Source organism: Enterocloster alcoholdehydrogenati (genome assembly GCF_013282095.1).
In the GTDB taxonomy this organism is placed as follows: domain Bacteria; phylum Bacillota; class Clostridia; order Lachnospirales; family Lachnospiraceae; genus Enterocloster; species Enterocloster alcoholdehydrogenati.
This window is the reverse complement of record NZ_BLTJ01000003.1, coordinates 68221-88403: the sequence shown is the minus strand read 5'-3', so window position 1 is coordinate 88403 and position 20183 is coordinate 68221. Positions and strand designations below refer to the sequence as shown.

Sequence of the window (20183 nt, the reverse complement as noted above, 5' to 3'; positions counted from 1 at the left end):
CGCATACGCGCTCCCCAGCGTACCCTTCTCCGTTCCTACTGTGCGTTTTTCAGTTCCTTCAGATACCGTCCCAGAGCATCCTGCCAGGAGGGAAGGCGGCTAAAGCCGTTCTCTGTAAGCTTTTCCTTGCTCATACGGCTGTTAAAGGGACGTTTTGCCTTGGCCGGAAAGCTTGAGGAATCCACAGGAGTCACCTTCACATCCATCCCCGCCTGACGGAAGATCTCGCAGGCAAATTCATACCAGCTGCAAAGGCCCTCGTTGGTGGCATGGTAGCGGCCGTAGCGGTCGGTCTGAATCATTTCCACCAGCAGCTTTGCCAGATCATAGGTATAGGTAGGAGAGCCGATCTGATCGTCCACTACGCTGACTGCCCCGCGCTCTTTCCCCAGACGAAGCATGGTCTTTATAAAGTTCTTTCCGTTTATGCCAAATACCCAGGCAATCCGGACAATAAAGAACTTGGCTGTATTCTGCTCCACCGCAATCTCGCCCTCATACTTTGTCAGGCCATAGACATTTAAGGGTTCTCTGTGATCATCCGGCTCCCATGGGCGCTCACCCTGACCGTTGAACACATAATCTGTGCTGATATACATCATCTTGATATCCAGCGCTTTGCAGACCTTTGCGATATTCCTCGTGCCTTCGGCATTGACTCTGCGGCACAGCTCCACGTTATCCTCCGCAGCATCTACTGCAGTATATGCGGCACAGTGGATCACTGCGTCAGGCTTTGCCTCTTTGATCACGCGCCCGCAGGCCTCTGCGTCGGTGATATCCATTTCCTCCACGTCCACACCAATTCCTTCGATTCCCTTTGCCGCCAGCTCATCCATCACATCATGGCCCAGCTGTCCTTTTACGCCCGTTACCAGAATTCTCATAATCTCAAACACCTCATTCTTCCAATCATCGCAGCCGAGAGCAAGGTTCCTGTCTGGCTCTGCTCGCCGAACTGCCTTTACGCACAAAGGCTGGCAGCGGCAAATACACTCCTTTAAGCTTTTTTGCCGCCGTCAGCCATATCCGTTTCCTGTGTTGCGTTTACAGGCGGTTTCCGTACATCTTGTCAAAATAGCCGCTGTACTCGCCGCTTAAAATATTCTTCCACCAGTCCTGGTTGTCCAGATACCACTGGATGGTCTGCCGGATGCCTGTGTCAAAGTTATACTTCGGTTTCCAGCCAAGTTCTGTCTCGATCTTTGTAGGATCGATGGCATAGCGCATATCGTGGCCGGGACGGTCTGTAACAAAGCGGATCAGGCTCTCCGGCTTGTCCAGAGCCTTTAAAATGGTCTTTACCACTTCCAGGTTGGTGCGCTCGTTGTGTCCGCCGATATTGTATACCTCTCCCTCGCGGCCCTTGTGGATCACCAGATCAATGGCCTCACAGTGGTCGGATACATGGAGCCAGTCGCGGACATTTTCACCGGTTCCGTATACGGGAAGCTCCTCATCTGCCAGGGCGCGGCTGATGATCAGAGGGATCAGCTTCTCTGGAAAATGGTAGGGGCCGTAGTTGTTGGAGCAGCGGGATACGGTCACAGGCAGCCCGTAGGTTCTGTGGTAAGCCAGAACGAAAAGATCTGCGCCTGCCTTGGAAGAAGAATAGGGGCTGGAAGTATGAAGAGGGGTGGTCTCCGTAAAAAAGAGATCTGGGCGGTCTAAAGGCAGATCGCCGTACACCTCATCGGTGGATACCTGATGATACCGCTTGATGCCGTAGGTACGGCAGGCGTCAAGCAGCGTGGTGGTTCCCATTACATTGGTGCGCACAAAGGCCTCAGGATCCGTAATCGAACGGTCTACGTGGCTCTCAGCCGCAAAGTTTACCACCATATCCGGTTTTTCCTTCTCAAACAGGTCGAAAATGAACGTCCGATCTGCGATATCGCCCTTTACAAATCTGTAATTTGGCCTGTTCTCAACGGGCTTTAAGTTCTCCAGATTGCCCGCATAGGTAAGCAGATCCAGATTGATGATCTCATAATCCGGGTACTTATTTACCATATGGTGTACAAAATTGCTTCCGATAAATCCGGCTCCGCCGGTAACGATGATCTTCATGTTTTTTTTATTCCTCCAAACGCTATTCTTCCCTCAGTTTATCTACGTATCTGCCGTCCAGAACATCCTTTAAATACTTTCCGTACTGGTTTTTCTTAAGCACTTCGTAGGTTTCAAGCACCTGCTCCCTGGTGATCCAGCCGTTTAAATAGGCGATCTCCTCCAGGCAGGCAATCTTTCTGTGCTGATGGGTTTCCACGGTCTTTACAAAGTTGGTCGCCTCAACCAGGGACTCATGGGTTCCCGTATCCAGCCAGGTAAAGCCCTGGCCTAAAAGGATCACATCCAGCTCGCCCTTTTCCAGATAGATGCGGTTTAAGTCCGTAATCTCAAGCTCCCCTCTGGCGGAAGGCTTTAAGCTCTTTGCGTACTCCACCACCCGGTTATCGTAAAAATACAGTCCGGTAACACAGTAGTTGGACTTTGGTTTCTCCGGCTTTTCCTCGATGGAAATGGCTTTTCCCTTATCATCAAACTCCACGATGCCGAAACGCTCCGGGTCATCCACATAGTAGCCGAACACGGTAGCTCCCGTTTCTCTGGCAGCCGCGGCCTTTAACCGCCTGGTAAGGCCCTGTCCGTGGAAAATATTGTCGCCCAGAACCATGGCGACGGAATCGCCGCCGATAAATTCCTCTCCAATAATAAACGCCTGAGCCAGGCCGTCGGGACTTGGCTGAACGGCGTAGCTTAAGTTGATGCCGAAGGGATGTCCATCCCCTAAAAGCGCCTCAAACCGGGGCGTGTCCTCCGGTGTGGAAATGATCAGTATATCGCGGATCCCCGCATTCATAAGAACCGACAGGGGATAGTAGATCATGGGTTTATCGTATATGGGCAAAAGCTGCTTGGATGTAACCTTTGTCAGCGGGTAAAGTCTGGTGCCGCTTCCTCCGGCAAGTATGATCCCTTTCATATAGTTCCTCCTTGCAGATCCCAAAAAGAATGGGTCTGACCTTTATTTCTTTCCCCACTATACCATAATATCCCCGATTTTTCAAATATATTAAGCGTTTTTCCATTTGTCGTTTCATAAATGGAGCCATACAATCATTTGCTCCAAAATCAACGCTGTCTTCCTCCCCCTGATAAAGCTTCTTCTTTAAACAAATTGAATTTTTATCTCTTCTGCGGCAGCACTGGAATATGAAAAGGCCCCGACGGGATTGTATGAGAAAAACCAGTCTCTTTCACCTGATTTTCCCGTACGATCCCGCCGGGGCCAGCCGGCAGCCATAATGATAGCGGCATACCGGTAAAAATACTCCTGATGGAATTAAATAATCTCAAACACATGATCCGGCCGCTTTTCCATCTCATCCAGGATCCGCAGGTCCGTTTCTGCAATATGGCCGGCCAGATTTCTCTGTCCGTCATTCTCAATCTGTGTCAGCACGATCTCTACCTCTCCCCGATAGTGGGCCAGATTGTCATTTACCACCAGCACATCGCCTCTGGTAAACACCGGTTTATCACAGGCTCTGGCAGGAATGGAGGTCTGTCTGTAGTCCATCCTTGGGAAACTGGAACGGATATAGTATTCGCTGGCATCGGTGCGGCCGGTGTGCGAATACCCGTAAACCGCCTTTTTCTCACTTTCTCCAATCCCTTCTTCCGGCTCCATCTTAATGGTGGTATTGGTAAGCTTTACAGAGGCCATAGCCTTAAGCTCCTCCTCAGAAGCATAGGCGTTTCCAATCAGGATATCGTCGATTACCTCGCAGGCTACCATATGGCGTACCTGGGCGTCAATGGGGAGGGTGCGGTCTGCCTCCAGAGTAGGAAGACCCTGAAATACCTGCCAGGGGCCGAAGGTTTCCTTCTGCTGGCTGGATACAAAAGCCGCGGTTGTCATACCGAGACTGCTCCATTTTTCATTAAAACGGTCAAATACAGCCTGGCTTAAGCCGGAGTATCGCTCCGGGTAGAAATTGTGGCAGATGATCATGTTGCGTCTGTCTGCCCCGTGGCGCACCAGACGCTCTAAGTCTGCGTCAGAGCTTCCGTTAAACTCGATGCGGATGCCATAGGGATTGCGGGTGATAAGCACATCCTGACGCTCATCAAAATGGCCATCCAGACGGATAATATCAAGTCCCAGCTCATGAAAAATAGCCAGATCCTCCGGTCCGGCCCCCAGAGCCTCAAAAACCTGAGGATTTGTGTCGGCGGCTACCTCAAAGCCCAGCTCATGGGCATTTTTTACGAAGGCGCCAAATTCCTTTTTAATGACTTCAGGATCATGGCTGGCTGATAACAGACAGGTAAAGATACGGGAAAAACCGTACTTTGCAGCCATTTTCATATAAGCAAGATCCTTCTCTGGTGTAGAATGCTCCGGGTAAACAGAAATTCCAAGTTTATGCATAATAAAATACCTCCCTGCTATTATATTTGTCCGCAAACTGATTATTCAATGGGTTTTTGGTAAAAACCGCCAAAAAAGGTCTCCGTAGGCAGCACGTTCACGATCACATGGGGATCGACATGACGCATCAGATGAACAATGTCCTGAACCTCATAGGAGGAGACTACCGTATGCAGCAGGCTCATCTTCTTGCCGCTGTAGCCTCCGTGTCCGTCCAGAACGGAGATCCCGTGGCGGTACTGGCTTACATACGCCTTTACTACCTCGTCAGGGTCCTCCGTAGTTACCTGGAGCGTCACCCGTTTGTAGCGATGGTAAAAGCTGTCGATGGTTTTCGTGGAAATAAACTGGAACATAATGGAATATCCAGCATATTCCCAGCCGAACAGGTAGCCGAATATACAGAGCATTCCTGCATTAAAGGCAAATACATACTGCCAGATGGCCTTCCCCAGCCGGTTTGAAACATAAAGGGCGATGAAGTCCGTCCCTGCCGTGGAGGCATTTCCCTTTAATGCCACCACAATGGCAAGACCATAGATAAATCCGCCGAAACAGATGTTTAAAAGATCATCCTCAAACAGCGGGTGAAACAGGGACAGCCGCAAAAAGAAACTGGCCAGAAATACCTGAATCATGGAAAAGATCACGAATTTCTTTCCGATCTGGCGGTAGCAGAAGACCGCCACGGGAAGATTCAGAGCGATCATTCCAAGAGAGGTGGAAAAATGGATCCCAAAAAGGCCGGTAATCTTTTCCACCAGGCGGGCCACCCCCGTGAACCCGCTGGGGAGGATCTGGGCCGGCGTTAAAAAGGCATCCATGGCAAAGGCCTGCAAAAGCGCGGAAACCGTTACGGCTATGGCAGTCACCGCATACCGTACTGCTTTACTGTTCTTTTTCATCACACACTCCCGACCAGTTTTCTTACCAGCGCTTCGCTCACGGCATCGTAGTCATTTTCATGGGGCGCCGGGGCAAAACAGTAATTAACCCATCGGCCAGAGGTCGTTGCATCCCCCTTCCAGTCTCTGCAGGAGGAGTGAACCTGGGTCAGCCCGGTTTCCTCCATCAGCGTCCTGGCATTATCCCCGTTTACGCCGCTTCCGGCCAACAGCTGGATCTGGTTTCCATATTTTTTCTGAAGCTCCTTTAAAAGAGGCGCTCCCTGATGAGCCTTCTCTTTCAGACCGCTGGTAAGGATCCGGTCGGCTCCCAGGCGGATCAGCTCTTCTATGGCCTCGTAAGGATCTTCTACACAGTCAAAGGCCCGGTGAATCACCGCTTCCCCATGAAATTCATGGATCAGTTCGATCATTCTGCCTGTCTTTTCGCTGTCAAGCTTTCCATCCAAAGTGAGAAATCCAAAGGCCAGGCCGTCGCTGCCGTTTTCCATCAAGATACGGGCATCTGCAAACATCTGCTCCGTCTCCGCCTCTGTATAGCAAAAGCCCGCTCCCCTGGGCCGTACCATAGAGATCACCTTCAGGCCAGTATTGGCCTTAATCAGGCGCAGACTGCCGATGGAAGGGGTAAGTCCTCCAAGATACAGGGCGCTGTTTAATTCGATCCGCCCTGCCCCGCCGTTCCAGGCAGCCAAAGCATCTTCATAGCTTCCGCAGCATATCTCGATCATGCCTCTCCTCCTTCTTTCTTCTCTCCCGCCAGCCGATACAAACTTAAAGCGTATATTTTGGCGTTTGTAATAATGTCCTCAACCTTCATCCACTCATCCGGCTGATGGCCGATCCCCTTCTGGCCCGGAAAGGAGGGGCCGAAAGGAACGATATTGGGCATCCGTTTCGCGTAGGTGCCGCCGGTGGTGGTGACCGGCGTTCCATCCATTCCCGTAACACGTTCGTAAGCGTATTTTAAGGTATCTACCAAAAAGCAGTCCTTTTCAAACCGCACCGGATCCATATTGTCCGCCAGACGTACCTCCATATCGGGAAGCTCCTTTTGAATAGTTTCCGCCAGTTGTGAAGCATTTATCCCCGCTGGATAACTGACTGCAAACTGCAGCGCCGGTATCTCCCCTTTTAGCACCTTGTAGTTTCTTATCTCCAGCTGTCCGAACTCCTCATCCTTATAATCAATGTGGAATCGCTCTCCTGTGTTCCTTGCATTCAGCACGTAGTCATTCATCAATGTCAGGAACTGCTCCATGGACGCCGGGCGGATCTCCACCAGCGCCCGTCCTCTCTCGGCATAGACCACCGGATACTTGCAGTCCGGGGTAAAGCCCATGATGGGAGGCTTTTCCTTTGTCAGATAATACTCCAGATCCTTAAAGCCAGTCTCCTCGTCACAGCCAAAGAGGATACGGATGGGATGCTCCGGTTCAAAGCCCAGTTCCTTTAATGCATAAAGGGCATAAAGGCAGGAAAAGACCGGCCCCTTATTGTCCAGAACCCCACGGCTGTAGATTACGCCGTCCTTCTCATAGCCGCTAAACGGCGGCTGCTTCCAGCCCGTTCCTGCCGGAACCACATCCAGGTGGCCTACGGCCGCTATATAGTCATCTCCCCGACCATACGCCGCATACCCCATATAGTGATCCACATCCACGGTTTCAAATCCCAGCTTATCCGACAATGCAAGCGCTGCGTCCAGAGCCTTTCTCACACCGGGGCCAAAGGGCGCTCCCGGCTCTGCCGGGGCCTCTGTACTGTCGATCTGAACCATTTGTCTGATACTTTCGATCATAGCTGCGGAAACTTCTTCCACTTTCTGTAAGATCTGTTCCTCTGTCATTGCGTCTGCTCCTTTTATAGCTCCTTTAACGGCGCGGTACGAGTCTTCATATAGTTTTCCATCCACTCTTTTGTAGCCAGCTCATGGACACATTTGCCATTTTCCTGCTTTGTCAGGTATACAGCCGGTTTCTGGCCCTCCACGGCCACGGCGAAGGAAAATCCCTCAATATTGGTAGCCACGCCCCATTCGCCCTTATTATTCATGGCGATCAGAGACATATCGCCGGCCTTTCCGCGGCGTTCCTTTAACTCTCTGTCAAAATGAGCCACCGCCTTCTCGCAGGCTTCCTGAGGATGAAGTCCCTCTGCCATCAGGCGGACGATCTCATAAGAAACGCAGCCCTTCATCACATCTTCTCCCAGTCCGGTAGCACTGGCACCGCCTACCTTGCTGTCCACATAGAAGCCGGAGCCGGAAATAGGCGAATCCCCCACACGGCCCTTTTTCTTCATGAAAAGTCCGCTGGTGGAGGTTGCGCAGGTCATCTTCCCCTTGGAATCCAGGCATACCATACCTACGGTATCGTGGCCGGAGTATGGCTTAAGCTCGCTCTGCACCATCTCTTTTTTACGGTTGCGATAGTGGATCCTGGCCCGGTCCGTGAGCATATTTTTGCGCTCAAACCCCTCCTTGTGAGCAAATTTCTCTGCGCCCTCTCCCACTAACAGGTTGTTCGCCTGCTCCTTTGAAAGACGTCTGGCAATGGAAACAGGATTTGCGAAGTCCTTAATGGCGGCTACTGCTCCAATGTCTAACGTATCTCCGTCCATATAGGCCGCGTCTAACTCCACTTCCATCTCCTCATTGGGAAGGCCGCCGTAACCGACGGATTTGTAAAATGGGAAATCCTCTACTTCACGAACCGCTGCCTCAATGGCGTCTCCGGCATCGCCGCCCTCCTTTAACATTCCTTCCGCTTTCTCAATTCCCTCTAACGCCATTCTCCAGGTTGCAATAATACCCCACATCTGGCAGTTCTCCTTTCTTTCACCTTTTTCCCAAAGGAGCCATCGGCTCCCATGGCAGTACACAGATTGTATGAAGGGGCGCGGCTTTTGCGCCGCACCCCTCTGTTATCCGCCCTGCATACATTGACAGGCAGGGCGCTGTTTCTTACGCACGCCGGCGCTGTGCCGGTTAGAAACAATACCGGGCTGCCGCTTCTGCTTCACCGCTTTTTTCTACCATGGCCTTTGCCAGGACACACATTCCCTCCAAGGCCTCATTTAAACCGGTTCCGCCTTTTTTCGGCGTTACCACAATATGAATCTTATCCTTGTAGGCGGCAATGGTCTCTTCATTTTCCTTAGACATGGCGGCCAGGGCCGGGATGCCTGTTGTTTTTATCACATCATCCGCTACGCGGGCAGCCATTTTCCCGTAGCCCAGGTAATTTAAGGCCGGACCACACATCACTACGTCGGGCTTTAACTTGTTTACCATGGCGCAGAGCTTGCGGCTCACCTCGTCGGGATCCGCCTCAAAGAAACCATCCCCGCAGTACAGGCTGGCGATGATCCGCCCGTCTGTTTTCTTTAAATAAGGTTCCATCATCACAGCAGGGCCTACGGTGTCCTTGGTAGCGCCCAAAGGCAGCATATGGTCATCCTTAATGCCTGCGCCGGACTGAATCTGATCGTAGATCATGATGATCTTCATAGTATATCTCCTCCTTACAGATCGTCAAAGGAAAGGTCATCGAGAGAAATATCGTCTTCTTCTTCCTTTTTTGCAGCCTCTGCCTCATCATTCAGATACTGCTTATCCATGATCTTAATAAAAGGCATATAGATAATAATACCCATGATCAGAAGCAGGATCTGCAGCACGCCGCCCACCCAGTTGGTGGCAAAGAAACCGGAAATGCCCAGAGGACAGGTCCATGGGATATTGACGCCGGAGCAGATCGGCACAAAGCCCAGAGACATTGCAAAGTAAGAAATAATAATGTTCAGTGTAGGCACCAGCATAAACGGAATGAGCATGGTCGGGTTCAGCACGATGGGAAGGCCGAAGATGATCGGTTCGTTAATGTTGAAGATGCCGGGGATCAGGGAGAGCTTTCCAAGCTCTGTAATACGCTTTGACTTACAGAATAAGATCATGGCAATCGCTAAAGACAGTGTGGAGCCTGCACCGCCGAAGGTAGCGAACAGATCCTGGAACTGCTGGCAGATGATATGGCCCTGGCCTGCGCCGGTTCTGAAAAATTCCATGTTTTCCAGAGACAGTGTCTGGAGAATGGGGTTAAATACCGCACCTACTACGGAACCGCCGTTTACGCCGAAGAACCAGAAGAAGTGCAGGAAAATGTATGCGATTACCATTGCTCCCAGAGTATCGCCCAGGTTTAACAGAGGAGTCTGAAGGAACTCAAAAATAATCTGGAACGCGTTGCTTCCCATGGCTCCGAAAATCAGATTCACAATAAAGAACACTGTCATTACTACAGTGGCAGGAATCAAAGCGGAGAAGGACTCCACAACCGTAGGAGGAACACCCGCCGGCATCTTGATTACCCAGCCCTTACGCTCTACCCAGGCATAAATGTGTACCGAGGTGAAGGCACATATGATGCCTACGAAAATACCTTTTGCTCCCAGCCATCCAAGTGAAAGGCCTGTAAGAGAAACAGCCTGAGCAGTCCCTCCCACTTCTACGCTGCCGGAAACAACGTAAGGCATCAGAAGAAACCAGGACATAAGGGCCACCGCGGCTCCGAACAGCGGATTCGTATTCATGTTTTTCGCAAATGAATACCCAATTCCCATAACAGCGAAGATCGCCATGATGGTAAAGGTTGCGTCAGAAGGCTTTGCCAGGAAGGCGGCCAGCGTCTCCCCTGTCTCTTTGTTGACTATCACACTGCTTAACCAGTCCATCCACGCAGGAATGGGGAAATTCGCGATTACCAGGAAAATAGATCCTGCAATCAGAAGCGGTGTTGAAATCAGAAAACCGTCACGGACGGACATCAGATATTTATTTCTGCCAATGGCCTCAGCTAAAGGCATCAGCCATTTTTCCAGTTTGTTTAACATGGTTTGTTTTCCCCCTTATTTGTTGGCTTTGATCAGCTTAATTGCTGTCTTTAACACTTTTTCTCCGTCCATCATTCCATAGGCGCCTGCGTCAATCACCTCGATGGGGATATTCTCGTGGCCATACTTGGAAACGGTCTCCTCGTACATATATTTCACCTGGGGGCCCAGGAGAATACAGTCGGGGCGGTCGCTGGCGATAATGTCGCCGATCTTATTGTGGGGAAATGCTGCAACCTTTACAGGAATATTATGCTGGTCGGCTACGGACTGCATTTTGCTTGCCAGCATACTGGTGGACATTCCTGCGCTGCAGAACAGATAAATCTTTTTCATGGTGTGACCCTCCTTATATTTCAGATCCAGGATATCTATTTGTTTTCCAGTTCATGGATCCGTTTGCTCATCTTGATATTTTCCTCTGCCATAAGACGTACTGTCTCGGCCGCCATCATCTGATCCTCAGAGTGCATGAGAATGATTCCTACCTCGATCTTCTCGCCGCCGGCTTCTTTGGAAAGAAGATCCATATGGACATCGTGGCCCTGAGCATAAAACTCATCGCCCTCCTTCATCTTCTGCCCGCTGAGTTCATAGTCGCCTCCGGCTGCTGCACGCATGGCTTCTACATAGCTGGATTTCGCCATTCCCACTGCGGAAATAATGCGAAAACAGATCTGTTCTAATCCTTCCATTTTTCTACCACCTTTGCTTGTTGTTTGTTAATACTTTCTATATTTCAGATTATATCATGCGGTTTTCCGGTATTTTGTATATGGTCCTTCCTAACCATTAGGAAATCACTTATCTGATACCACCTGAGTCCTTCCTATCCGGTCGTGGATGGCCCGGTGATCCCCTAAAAGTGTGATAATGGATGAGAGAATACTGATCCCCATCCCAATGTACATCAAGGGCTTTACAAAATCGATTCCGGTCAGTATGGTTGCCAGCTGATGCCACAGGGCGCTGGCTGTCACAAGCCCGCCTTCTACAACCATGATTCCCAGAATCTGGCGGATCATAAGCTTTGGCAGAGTCACCTCATTCCCATCCGCAGAAACGATCCTGATCTTCACCAGCCGTTTTCCCGGTGTCTGCCCTTTCCATATAAATGCAGGAATAAAAACATAGTAGAAAAGGGCCGCTGCCAGACCTGCCGTCCCCGCTGCAATCCCGTAGGAAGCAGGAAAGGACAAAATATTCTGATTCTGTACCGTCTGGAACAGCTTCATGGAAACCATTGAAATCGGAAGCGCCGTTGCAAGCCCTCCCAGATACCAGTCTATGAGATAGGCTCCGAACCGGCGGCCCAATGAAGCCGGCCTTTGATTTGTGAGATTCTGACTCTTTTGTGTATTCATTTTCACCATTTTCCTTTCCTGTTTTATGGCTGACTGCCAGGCCGCAGGCCCGAAGCCGTCTTTTTCACGCCCTAAATCTGCTGTATGGCGCAAAGCTTTTTAAATTCCTCATAATTCTTTGCCTGTACCAGTTTTTCAAAGGTGCCGCTGTCCGTTACCAGGTTGCACAGCCAGTCAAAGAACACTCTTAAAAGCTGATTGTCCGTCTCCCGGACAGCCAGAAGCACCACCAGCCTCACATTGAAGTTCCCCCATTTTACCGGCTCCCTTAAAAGGAGGATGGAAATACAGGACTGGCCTTCTGAAACCTCCGTGGCATGGGGCACCGCAAACCCATGGACAAAGGAGGTAGATGAAGTGGCTTCTCTGCGCAGAACATTCTCCCGGAAGTTTTCCTCGCTTAAGCCCTTTTCATACAGATCCCGGCAGAGATAATCAATGATCTCCTCTCTTGTCTTTAGAGAATCACTGATGTGAAAAAGTTCTTTTCGCATCAGACGCTCCATCATGGCAACAAAATTCCGATGATATTTGATCTTGTCCAGCCGGTTGAGCAGCTGGAATACGCGGCTTTCATCCTCACTGTTCAGAAACAGAGAAATCTGAAGGGTTGGGATGTCTAACTGATGCTTTAACGGCATAGTGGACAGAATCACATCCGGGGCCAGGGCGCGGATCTGTCGCTCCTCAAAGAAGCTGAATACCCCGGCTACTGTAATCCGTTCCCCAAAGCGCAAAAGCAGCTTATCTACACAGGACTTTGAGATCAGATGACTGTTGGGAATAATCACAGCCACCTGGTATTTGACCGTCATGTTAAGGCGCTGGCAGGCGGACCCCAGATAAAGAGCCAGGAAGGAAAGCTGCGCCTCCTCCAGTTCCAGGCCGCAGACCTCCCGAACCCGTTCAGACACCCGGATGGCCATTTCAAAAAACAGAGGGTATTTTCCCCTCAGTTCCTGCAGATACCAATCCTCGATCTCCTCTGAGCTTTCCTGCCTTCTGGATAAGCGGCGGATATGAGAGAGAAAGCCCTGGCGAAATTCCTCATCCTGGGACAGATCCAGGTCAAATTCGCTCTGAAGCACCTCGTAGATCTGTTCCATCAGCGCCTGATCCTGCGCTTCCTGGGAGCCGGTTTCATTTTCCCGTGTGCCGCAGCCCTTTAAGAAGCCGGCAAAGCGGCGCACCTCCTCCTCTGTCCTCTTTACATGGCAAATGCAGGAAATGTGGGAAAAAAGTTCGTCCGCAATGGCATATTCCCGCTCCCCCGCCTCCACCTCCTCTTCCTCTGAGGCGGTGTTGATATAGTCCTGATTCAGCATCCTCTCCATGGATACGCCGGCATGGAGCATGATAAAGGGATACTCCAGCTCGGAGATCCGGTAGCTGTGCTTTTTGCAGATGCGCATAAATTCCTCTCCCAGCTCCAGAAGGTCGAAGTCCTTCCATATACCGGCGATAGCACTTAGATTCGCGAAATTGTCCTTCAGCTCTTCCATCAGCAGTTCCTTGTACAGGCGGCGTTTATCCCCCTCATCGCCTGAAAGGCGCAGATGATTCTTAGAACGCTCCAGCTTAAGGCCGGGATACTTGGCAATCAGCTCCCGAAGCTTCTTTATATCATTGTCAATGGAATATTCACTGACAAAAATCCGCTCCTGAAGCTCCAGAAGGTTGATCTCCCGCTTATGAAACAAAAGTTCCTTGATCAGGTATGCCCTGCGCTGGAGGGCTGTTTGGGGGATAGCCGCCTTGCGCCGGATGTTATGCTTCTTCATCAGCTCATAGTCCACATGGTAGCCGCTCCTGCGGTTGGCCAGGATCAGCCTGCAGCCGTATTCGCTGTTGATCCCTTCCACATCCGTACGAATGGTCCGGTCCGACACTCCTAAAAGCTTTCCCAGCTCCTTTCCCGTCACCGGGCGGCGTTCACTGTTTAAGATGTCGATGATGTGGTTCTGGCGTTTTGTAAGCATAGGCAAACATCCTTTCTTTCCCTTTGGTCTGCGCCTTCCATATTTGAACGGCGCTACCTGCTGCATTGATGATTTTTGATTTATTGTACCATCTTTTGAGAGCGGTGTGGAATTGGTTTTTTCCTAAGTGTTAGGAAATTTTACAAATCCACACATTATTGTTATATTTACCCTGTTTTTACCTGTATGTTTCTGGAAACTTTTGTCTATAATTGATATAATGAGGTCAGGGAGAAGATTCCCAAATACACAACAGAAAGGAAGATTTTTATGAGGAAGAGATTTCGCGCGGCAGCGCTGGCTCTGGCAGCTGCCCTTCCAGCCGGTATCCTTGCAGGCTGCGGCAGCGCCTCAGAAAGCGGCGAAAAGATGATCATCCGGATCGGACACAATCAGTCAACCAACCACCCGACCCACATCGCTCTGGCGGCTTTTGAGGAATTTATCGAGAGCAGGCTAGGAGACAAGTATGATGTGGAAGTGTTTCCCAGTGAACTTTTAGGTTCTCAGAATGAAATGGTACAGCTGACCCAGACTGGCGCTATCAATTTCTGCGTGGCGTCTAACTCTCTTCTGGAAACCTTCAGTCAAAATTATACTCTATTTAATCTTCCCTACCTTTTTGCCTCCGGCGAAGCATACCACGCTTCCATGGACGATGAGGCCATCACCGGCCCTATTTTTAAATCTACCGCACAGGCCGGCTTTGAGGCTGTCACCTGGCTGGACGCGGGCACACGAAATTTCTACACCGTGGACAGGCCGGTCAGCGCTCCGTCCGATCTGAAGGGCCTTAAGATCCGTGTGCAGCAGTCCCCCACCAATGTACAGATGATGAGCCTTTTAGGCGGTTCGGCGACTCCTATGGGGTTCGGCGACGTATATACGGCCCTTCAATCCAGGATCATTGACGGCGCGGAAAATAACGAACTGGCCCTGACGGACAACGGACATGGAGATGTGTGCAAATATTATTCCTACGATATGCATCAGATGATACCGGATATCCTCATCGGAAATATTGCTTTTCTGGACAGCCTGAGTCCTGAGGAGAGAGCCGTCTTTGACGAGGGCTTTGACCTTATAAATAAGGTTCAGCGCGAACAATGGACCATTGCCGTAGACGCCGCCAAAAAACGGGCTCTGGAGGTTCAGAAGGTGAATTTCCTCTACCCGGATACAAAGCCGTTTAAGGACGCGGTATCCCCCATGCATGAGGCCATGCTCCGGCAGCATCCTGATTTTCAGCCCATCTATGACGCGATCCAGGCTTACAATCAGCAGTATCCGTCAGCGGAATCCTAAGGAGGTATCAGTCTATGAAGCAGCTGAGAAATGTACTTACAGCCCTTTTAAACGTGCTGGCAGGCGTCAGCCTGATTGCCATGGTTGCCCTTACCTGCTGGCAGGTGTTCACCCGCTATGTCCTTCAGAACCCGTCCCCCTGGTCGGAGGAGCTGGTAGCCTATCTCTTTGCATGGGCCAGTCTCCTGGGAGCTTCCATCATCACCGGCGAACGGGGCCATATGAACATCCCCATTGTGGCAGAACGCTTCAGCCCCGGCATCCAGAAACTCCTTGCCATTTTCAGTGAGCTGACCGCCTTTGCCTTCTCCCTGATTATCCTGGTCTACGGGGGCGTAAAGATCACCAGCCTGGCCATGGGACAGATGACCTCAGCCCTTGGAACAGCAGTAGGCGTATTCTATGTAGTCATGCCTCTGTGCGGTATTTTAAATATGATCTATACGGTTCTTAACATTTCGGATATTTCAAAGAACGGTGTTCTTACGGCATCAGAAGAAAAGGAGGACTAGACTTATGGCAATCCAATCTCTGCTTATTATTCTCATTGTGCTGGCTGTCCTTCTGATCGTCGGCGTACCTATTTCCTATTCCATCGGCATTTCCGCCCTGATTGCCATTTTACAGACCGTGCCTCTGGAGGTATCTGTGGTAACCGGAGCGCAGCGTATCTTTGTGGGTATGAGCAAGTTCAGCCTGACCGCCATCCCCTTTTTCATTCTGGCTGGAAACCTGATGAATCAGGGAGGCATCGCAAAACGGCTGGTGGACTTTGTTATGGCGATCCTTGGCAAGCTTCCAGGCGCTCTTCTTGTTACAAACGTAGGGGCAAACGCGCTTTTTGGGGCCATCTCCGGTTCTGCCTCCGCAGCAGCCGCAGCGGTGGGAAGCATGGTAGAAAAAGGCGAGGAAGAGCAGGGCTATGATAAGGCGCTCTGTGCGGCTACCAACGGTGCTTCCGCTCCCTCCGGCCTTCTGATCCCCCCCTCTAACGCGCTTATTACCTACTCACTGGCAGCGGGCGGCACCTCTGTGGCAGCCCTGTTTATGGCAGGCTATATTCCAGGCATCATCTGGGCGGTTGCCTGTATGATTGTAGCTGTTATCATTGCAAAAAAGAAGGGATATAAGGGTATTCCAGGAAAATATGACTGGAAAAACTTAGGAATCTGCACACTGCGCGCCCTTCCGGCGCTTTCGCTGATTATCGTAGTGATCGGCGGCATCATCGGCGGTGTGTTTACGGCTACGGAGGGATCTGCGATTGCCGTTGTATACGCCCTTGTACTGGGGATCATTTATAAAAATATCACGTTAAAATCCTTCTGGCGAATAACGGTGGAAAGCGCCAAGATGAGCGGTATGGTAGTATTCCTGATCGGAGTTTCCAACATTCTTGGCTGGGTTATGGCTTTTACCCAGATTCCTCAGGCCATTTCCGACGCCCTGCTTGGCCTTACAAGCAACCCCATTATCATTCTGCTGATCATGAATGTGATCCTGTTGATTGCAGGAACCTTTATGGATGTTACACCGGCGATTCTGATCTTTACCCCTCTGTTTCTCCCGGTTGTGAAAACCTTTGGAATGAATCCGGTTCAGTTCGGACTGATCCTGGTATATAACCTCTGCATCGGAAATATCACCCCGCCCGTGGGTAACACTCTGTTTGTAGCAATTAAGGTGGGGCGAAGCTCTCTTTCCAAAGTCATGCCCTATATGCTGTGGTACTATGTGGCCATTCTCATAGGACTTCTTCTGGTAACGTATATCCCGGCGGTAAGCCTGGGGCTTCCGGGGGCGGCTGGGTTGATCTGACGGCAAGTCTATTAGCTGCGAAAGAACATCCCCATAGAAACCAATCAATACAAAAATTATATTTCTTATGGGGATGTTCTCTTTTTACAACATTACAAATAGTCTTACTTTATCTCATAGTTACCGCGGACATAGCCTTATATTCGTCCATCACCTGGTCAAACAGAGCTTCTGCTTTTTTGTATGCTTCCTTTTCCATCTGATCAAATGGGAAAATAGCGCGGTCCGGTATCTCCAGTCCTCTGTGTTTCATTAATCTTTTAAACAGATAAGCGAAATTGGAATCTACGTCATAAAGAGGCATCAGATCATGGATCAGTTTTGACAGCTCCGCAGTTTTTTCAAAATTCCTTTCTCTGGTAGCCCGCACCAGTTCGCTCCAAAGTTCAGGAGCCAGATTGGACAAAGCTCCGATACATCCAACCCCTCCAGATGACAGATTTGATAAATACTGATCATCAAAGCCGGAGTATACTTCAAATTTATATCCTTTTGCCGCCTGACAGATACGGTTTGTGTGACCTGGTTCCGAAACGGAATCCTTCAATCCCCTGATATTTTCATTGTTCTCCAGCAGTTTTTTCACTGTAGCTGGTTCAATAGAATGACCACTTCTGGCCGGAAAGTTATAAATAAAAAGATCCCCTTTTACAGCCTTTGCCAATGTGTCATAATATGAAAAAATCTTTTCCTGATCCAGTCCATAATAATACGGCCCAATTACCATTGCTCCTGCATATCCCATTTCTATAGCAGCATTGGAAAGCTCCTTTGTCTCACCAAAGTTCATACTTCCCGTTCCCGCGTAGAGTTTCGTCCGTCCTGCTGTGTAATCCGCATAAAAACGGAAAAAATTATATTTTTCCTCCTTGCTCATCCCCGTAAACTCACCGGAAGATCCCAATACAAGGATGCCGTCTACGCCGCCTTCTATTAAAAAATCAATAATTTTTTTGTTAGCCTCATAATCTGGTTTTTCATTCTTATCAAATGCCGTTACTACCGGCGTAACAATCCTGCACATATCTTTTCTCCTTTTGCTCATTATCATCCATCAATTTCATTTATCAGGCTGCCGATTCCTTCTATTTCACAGGCAACCCTATCTCCACGTTTCAAAAACCTCGGAGGCATATACCCCATTCCCACACCAGCCGGTGTCCCCGTGGCAATAATATCTCCCGTTTCCAGTGTAATACCGGAAGACAATTCATGAATCAGTTGAAATACATCTTTAATTAAAAGGGCTGTGTTGGAACTCTGTCTTAATTCCCCATTCACATAAGATTGAATATCTGCATGGTTTGGCAGTGGCGATTCCTGACGGTCTGCTATTAAGGGCCCCATGGCCGCATATGTATCCAGACTTTTTCCAAACATCCACTGACCATGGAGTGTCTGAAGCCTGCGAGAGGAAAAATCATTGAAAATGGAATATCCAAAAATATGCTCTTCTGCCTCTTCTGCTGGTATTCCTTTTCCTCCTTTGCCGATTATAACTGCCAATTCCACCTCATAGTCTACACTGTCATCCAGATCAAACCGCGCTACTACCCGCTCATTGGGGCCCAAAATACAGCTGGCTCTTTTCGAAAAATATACGGTTTCTAAAGCTGTTTCACCTATTCCTCCTGCCAGGTGCTCCCTGGTTTCCTTTAAATGATCCGCATAATTAACGCCTACGCAGATGATATCATGCACTGGCCGCTGTATAGGCGCAAGAATTCGGGCTTTGCTTATATCATAAAACGAACCTCCATATGCTCTTATCGCTTCCTGCGCTTTGATAGGATCTCCGTCTACCATGTACAGAAAATCCACAAAATCCATTCCTTTTAATTCTGGAAATATCCGATCCAGAAAAACTACTGTATTTCTGGAAACCATTGCTCCTAGGTGTATTTCCCCATTTTCCAATTGGCATCTGATGTATTTCATTGGATACCGCTCCCCTCTGGCGCAGCTGCCGTTTCTTCTATAAAATAAATGCTACATATAATTGCAGACTCTTGCAATTGCCATCTCCATATATCCCAATGCCTCAGCCTTTGTCAATTTGCCCTTTGAAACCTGCCAGATCTCATCCATAAGATCATCTCCCAACTCCTCCAGCGTCTTTGTTCCATAGATATAGGGACTTGCGTCTATATCGATGTTATCTGACATATTTGCAAAGGTTTCTTTATTTCCGGTAATTTTGATAACAGGAACAATGGGATTGCTCGTAGGAGTTCCTCTTCCGGTGGAAAATACCACCAGCTGGCAGCCTCCTGCCGCCATTGCGGCAACAGAAGAAGGATCGTTGCCTGGAGTATCCATAATTACCAATCCCTTGTGAGCTTCTACCTGCTTTGCATAGTCATACACCTCATTGACCTGCCCATGTCCACCTTTATGAATACATCCAAGAGATTTTTCCTCCAAAGTAGTCAAACCACCCTCCATATTACCTGGAGATGGGTTTCCTTCCCGCACATCATGCCCCACACGTTTAATAGCCTTTTCATAATCGTGTACAATCTGATAGATACGATCGCTGATTTCCTTATCTCTTCCTCGTCTGGCAAGAATGTGTTCCGCACCGATAAACTCTGTGGTTTCCGAAAGAATAGAGGTTCCGTTTAATGCGGTAATACGGTCACTCATTTCACCAATCAGCACATTGGCAGCCAGCCCTGAGGTGGGATCGGAGCCACCACATTCGGTTCCAATAATCAATTCAGAAAAATCAAATTCTTCCTTTACAGCCAAAGATGCGGCCTGAGCCATCTTTTGGGCTGCGCGTACTGCCTTTTCTATGGTACTGATGGTTCCTCCGTTTTCCTGAATCACAAAATGTTCCAGCGGTTTGTTAGTTCTCTCCTGAATGGCTTCCAGCACAAGATCCATCTGGCAATTTTCACATCCCAGAGAAATAACAATCGTCCCATATACATTGGGATTGGCAGCAAAGCCAGCCATTACATCCATCGTGAGCTGCTGATCGGAAGGAACCTGTGAACATCCATTCTGGTTATTAAACGTCACAGCAGATTCTACCTGAGAAGCGATAATCCTTGTTGTATCAGATGCGCACACGCTTGCCGGTAAAATTAAAATTTTATTGCGAATCCCCACCCGTCCATCGGGTCTTCTATATCCTGAAAAAGTGTATTTTTTCTGATTTCCCATCTTCATTTCCTCCTGTCAGAGTTTTTCTCTGTGGTTTTCTACATTATGTACGTGGACGTGCTCTCCCTGCAAAATATCTTTGCCTGCCAACCCAATATGTTCACCATACTTTACCACCTCGCTACCATTTTCCATATCTGCAATAGCTACCTTATGATAAATTGGCACATCGGTCCTGGCTATAATAGTCTCAAACCCCCCATCCTTTTTTCGCCATGTGATATTCTCACCTGCCTTTACCGGTTCAATCACCACGGCTACGGTATCTTTGGGATCAATGATCATTGCGTTAATTGTTTCTGTATTCATT

At 49.3% G+C, this 20183-nt stretch carries 21 protein-coding genes; 3 read left to right on the top strand and 18 right to left on the bottom strand.

Features of this window, described 5'->3' with window-relative positions; translation table 11 throughout:
* Positions 1-35: 35 nt before the first annotated feature.
* The 14 genes from rfbD to HW447_RS04400 form a co-directional block, all read right to left on the bottom strand.
* Positions 36-887 (bottom strand): dTDP-4-dehydrorhamnose reductase, encoded by an 852-nt coding sequence (rfbD, locus tag HW447_RS04465; RefSeq protein ID WP_176254134.1) that lies wholly within the window; start codon positions 885-887, stop codon positions 36-38.
* A 160-nt stretch (positions 888-1047) separates the two neighbouring features.
* Complete coding sequence (gene rfbB, locus HW447_RS04460; RefSeq protein ID WP_176254133.1) at positions 1048-2070, bottom strand: dTDP-glucose 4,6-dehydratase; 1023 nt, start codon at positions 2068-2070, stop codon at positions 1048-1050.
* 22 nt (positions 2071-2092) lie between these two features.
* Positions 2093-2986: a glucose-1-phosphate thymidylyltransferase RfbA gene (gene rfbA, locus HW447_RS04455; protein ID WP_176254132.1), complete on the bottom strand. Its 894-nt coding sequence runs from the start codon at positions 2984-2986 to the stop codon at positions 2093-2095.
* A gap of 360 nt (positions 2987-3346) precedes the next feature.
* Positions 3347-4438 carry a DUF871 domain-containing protein gene (locus HW447_RS04450; protein ID WP_176254131.1) on the bottom strand — a complete coding sequence of 364 codons (1092 nt, stop codon included), beginning with the start codon at positions 4436-4438 and terminating at the stop codon, positions 3347-3349.
* A 41-nt stretch (positions 4439-4479) separates the two neighbouring features.
* On the bottom strand, positions 4480-5343 hold the full coding sequence (locus tag HW447_RS04445; protein ID WP_176254130.1) for a YitT family protein: 864 nt from the start codon (positions 5341-5343) through the stop codon (positions 4480-4482).
* Positions 5343-6074 carry a copper homeostasis protein CutC gene (locus HW447_RS04440; RefSeq protein ID WP_176254129.1) on the bottom strand — a complete coding sequence of 244 codons (732 nt, stop codon included), beginning with the start codon at positions 6072-6074 and terminating at the stop codon, positions 5343-5345. The genes HW447_RS04445 and HW447_RS04440 overlap by 1 nt, the downstream gene beginning before the upstream one ends.
* Positions 6071-7192 (bottom strand): Sapep family Mn(2+)-dependent dipeptidase, encoded by a 1122-nt coding sequence (locus HW447_RS04435; protein WP_207714792.1) that lies wholly within the window; start codon positions 7190-7192, stop codon positions 6071-6073. The genes HW447_RS04440 and HW447_RS04435 overlap by 4 nt, the downstream gene beginning before the upstream one ends.
* Before the next feature lie 14 nt (positions 7193-7206).
* Positions 7207-8163, bottom strand: coding sequence for a N(4)-(beta-N-acetylglucosaminyl)-L-asparaginase (locus tag HW447_RS04430; RefSeq protein WP_176254128.1), 957 nt, complete (start codon positions 8161-8163; stop codon positions 7207-7209).
* Positions 8164-8332: 169 nt separating this feature from the next.
* A complete protein-coding gene (locus HW447_RS04425) occupies positions 8333-8854 on the bottom strand; it encodes a GrdB-related putative oxidoreductase (RefSeq protein ID WP_176254127.1) in 522 nt (173 codons plus the stop codon).
* Between the two features lie 14 nt (positions 8855-8868).
* Positions 8869-10236 (bottom strand): PTS sugar transporter subunit IIC, encoded by a 1368-nt coding sequence (locus tag HW447_RS04420; RefSeq protein WP_176254126.1) that lies wholly within the window; start codon positions 10234-10236, stop codon positions 8869-8871.
* Positions 10237-10251: 15 nt separating this feature from the next.
* On the bottom strand, positions 10252-10572 hold the full coding sequence (locus HW447_RS04415; protein ID WP_176254125.1) for a PTS sugar transporter subunit IIB: 321 nt from the start codon (positions 10570-10572) through the stop codon (positions 10252-10254).
* Between the two features lie 35 nt (positions 10573-10607).
* Positions 10608-10931 carry a PTS lactose/cellobiose transporter subunit IIA gene (locus HW447_RS04410; protein WP_176254124.1) on the bottom strand — a complete coding sequence of 108 codons (324 nt, stop codon included), beginning with the start codon at positions 10929-10931 and terminating at the stop codon, positions 10608-10610.
* 105 nt (positions 10932-11036) lie between these two features.
* Positions 11037-11600 (bottom strand): RDD family protein, encoded by a 564-nt coding sequence (locus tag HW447_RS04405; RefSeq protein ID WP_243176202.1) that lies wholly within the window; start codon positions 11598-11600, stop codon positions 11037-11039.
* A gap of 71 nt (positions 11601-11671) precedes the next feature.
* Positions 11672-13579: a BglG family transcription antiterminator gene (locus HW447_RS04400; protein WP_176254122.1), complete on the bottom strand. Its 1908-nt coding sequence runs from the start codon at positions 13577-13579 to the stop codon at positions 11672-11674.
* A gap of 270 nt (positions 13580-13849) precedes the next feature.
* On the opposite strand from HW447_RS04400, the gene HW447_RS04395 reads away from it, so the two are divergent.
* The 3 genes from HW447_RS04395 to HW447_RS04385 are packed head-to-tail and all read left to right on the top strand — an operon-like array spanning position 13850 to position 16702.
* Positions 13850-14884 (top strand): TRAP transporter substrate-binding protein, encoded by a 1035-nt coding sequence (locus HW447_RS04395; protein WP_176254121.1) that lies wholly within the window; start codon positions 13850-13852, stop codon positions 14882-14884.
* A gap of 14 nt (positions 14885-14898) precedes the next feature.
* Positions 14899-15396, top strand: coding sequence for a TRAP transporter small permease (locus HW447_RS04390; RefSeq protein WP_176254120.1), 498 nt, complete (start codon positions 14899-14901; stop codon positions 15394-15396).
* A 4-nt stretch (positions 15397-15400) separates the two neighbouring features.
* Complete coding sequence (locus tag HW447_RS04385; RefSeq protein ID WP_176254119.1) at positions 15401-16702, top strand: TRAP transporter large permease; 1302 nt, start codon at positions 15401-15403, stop codon at positions 16700-16702.
* Between the two features lie 109 nt (positions 16703-16811).
* Here HW447_RS04385 and HW447_RS04380 read toward each other — a convergent pair whose 3' ends face one another.
* From HW447_RS04380 to HW447_RS04365, 4 genes are read right to left on the bottom strand one after another with little or no spacing between them, the layout of a single operon-like run.
* Complete coding sequence (locus HW447_RS04380) at positions 16812-17726, bottom strand: dihydrodipicolinate synthase family protein (protein WP_176254118.1); 915 nt, start codon at positions 17724-17726, stop codon at positions 16812-16814.
* Between the two features lie 23 nt (positions 17727-17749).
* Positions 17750-18640: a fumarylacetoacetate hydrolase family protein gene (locus HW447_RS04375; protein ID WP_176254117.1), complete on the bottom strand. Its 891-nt coding sequence runs from the start codon at positions 18638-18640 to the stop codon at positions 17750-17752.
* A gap of 51 nt (positions 18641-18691) precedes the next feature.
* Positions 18692-19873 carry a UxaA family hydrolase gene (locus HW447_RS04370; protein WP_176254116.1) on the bottom strand — a complete coding sequence of 394 codons (1182 nt, stop codon included), beginning with the start codon at positions 19871-19873 and terminating at the stop codon, positions 18692-18694.
* A gap of 15 nt (positions 19874-19888) precedes the next feature.
* Complete coding sequence (locus HW447_RS04365; protein ID WP_176254115.1) at positions 19889-20182, bottom strand: UxaA family hydrolase; 294 nt, start codon at positions 20180-20182, stop codon at positions 19889-19891.
* Between the last annotated feature and the right edge of the window lies 1 nt (position 20183).

Excerpts from the sequence above, each read along its gene's own strand:
- HW447_RS04380 (WP_176254118.1), bottom strand. The coding sequence starts at position 17,726 with ATGTGCAGGATTGTTACGCCGGTAGTAACGGCATTTGATAAGAATGAA.
- HW447_RS04370 (WP_176254116.1), bottom strand. The coding sequence starts at position 19,873 with ATGGGAAATCAGAAAAAATACACTTTTTCAGGATATAGAAGACCCGAT.
- HW447_RS04410 (WP_176254124.1), bottom strand. The coding sequence starts at position 10,931 with ATGGAAGGATTAGAACAGATCTGTTTTCGCATTATTTCCGCAGTGGGA.
- HW447_RS04395 (WP_176254121.1), top strand. The coding sequence starts at position 13,850 with ATGAGGAAGAGATTTCGCGCGGCAGCGCTGGCTCTGGCAGCTGCCCTT.
- HW447_RS04420 (WP_176254126.1), bottom strand. The coding sequence starts at position 10,236 with ATGTTAAACAAACTGGAAAAATGGCTGATGCCTTTAGCTGAGGCCATT.
- HW447_RS04365 (WP_176254115.1), bottom strand. The coding sequence starts at position 20,182 with ATGAATACAGAAACAATTAACGCAATGATCATTGATCCCAAAGATACC.
- HW447_RS04425 (WP_176254127.1), bottom strand. The coding sequence starts at position 8,854 with ATGAAGATCATCATGATCTACGATCAGATTCAGTCCGGCGCAGGCATT.
- HW447_RS04430 (WP_176254128.1), bottom strand. The coding sequence starts at position 8,163 with ATGTGGGGTATTATTGCAACCTGGAGAATGGCGTTAGAGGGAATTGAG.
- HW447_RS04405 (WP_243176202.1), bottom strand. The coding sequence starts at position 11,600 with ATGAATACACAAAAGAGTCAGAATCTCACAAATCAAAGGCCGGCTTCA.
- HW447_RS04450 (WP_176254131.1), bottom strand. The coding sequence starts at position 4,438 with ATGCATAAACTTGGAATTTCTGTTTACCCGGAGCATTCTACACCAGAG.
- HW447_RS04390 (WP_176254120.1), top strand. The coding sequence starts at position 14,899 with ATGAAGCAGCTGAGAAATGTACTTACAGCCCTTTTAAACGTGCTGGCA.
- rfbA (WP_176254132.1), bottom strand. The coding sequence starts at position 2,986 with ATGAAAGGGATCATACTTGCCGGAGGAAGCGGCACCAGACTTTACCCG.
- HW447_RS04415 (WP_176254125.1), bottom strand. The coding sequence starts at position 10,572 with ATGAAAAAGATTTATCTGTTCTGCAGCGCAGGAATGTCCACCAGTATG.
- HW447_RS04385 (WP_176254119.1), top strand. The coding sequence starts at position 15,401 with ATGGCAATCCAATCTCTGCTTATTATTCTCATTGTGCTGGCTGTCCTT.
- HW447_RS04445 (WP_176254130.1), bottom strand. The coding sequence starts at position 5,343 with ATGAAAAAGAACAGTAAAGCAGTACGGTATGCGGTGACTGCCATAGCC.
- HW447_RS04435 (WP_207714792.1), bottom strand. The coding sequence starts at position 7,192 with ATGACAGAGGAACAGATCTTACAGAAAGTGGAAGAAGTTTCCGCAGCT.
- rfbD (WP_176254134.1), bottom strand. The coding sequence starts at position 887 with ATGAGAATTCTGGTAACGGGCGTAAAAGGACAGCTGGGCCATGATGTG.
- HW447_RS04375 (WP_176254117.1), bottom strand. The coding sequence starts at position 18,640 with ATGAAATACATCAGATGCCAATTGGAAAATGGGGAAATACACCTAGGA.
- HW447_RS04440 (WP_176254129.1), bottom strand. The coding sequence starts at position 6,074 with ATGATCGAGATATGCTGCGGAAGCTATGAAGATGCTTTGGCTGCCTGG.
- rfbB (WP_176254133.1), bottom strand. The coding sequence starts at position 2,070 with ATGAAGATCATCGTTACCGGCGGAGCCGGATTTATCGGAAGCAATTTT.
- HW447_RS04400 (WP_176254122.1), bottom strand. The coding sequence starts at position 13,579 with ATGCTTACAAAACGCCAGAACCACATCATCGACATCTTAAACAGTGAA.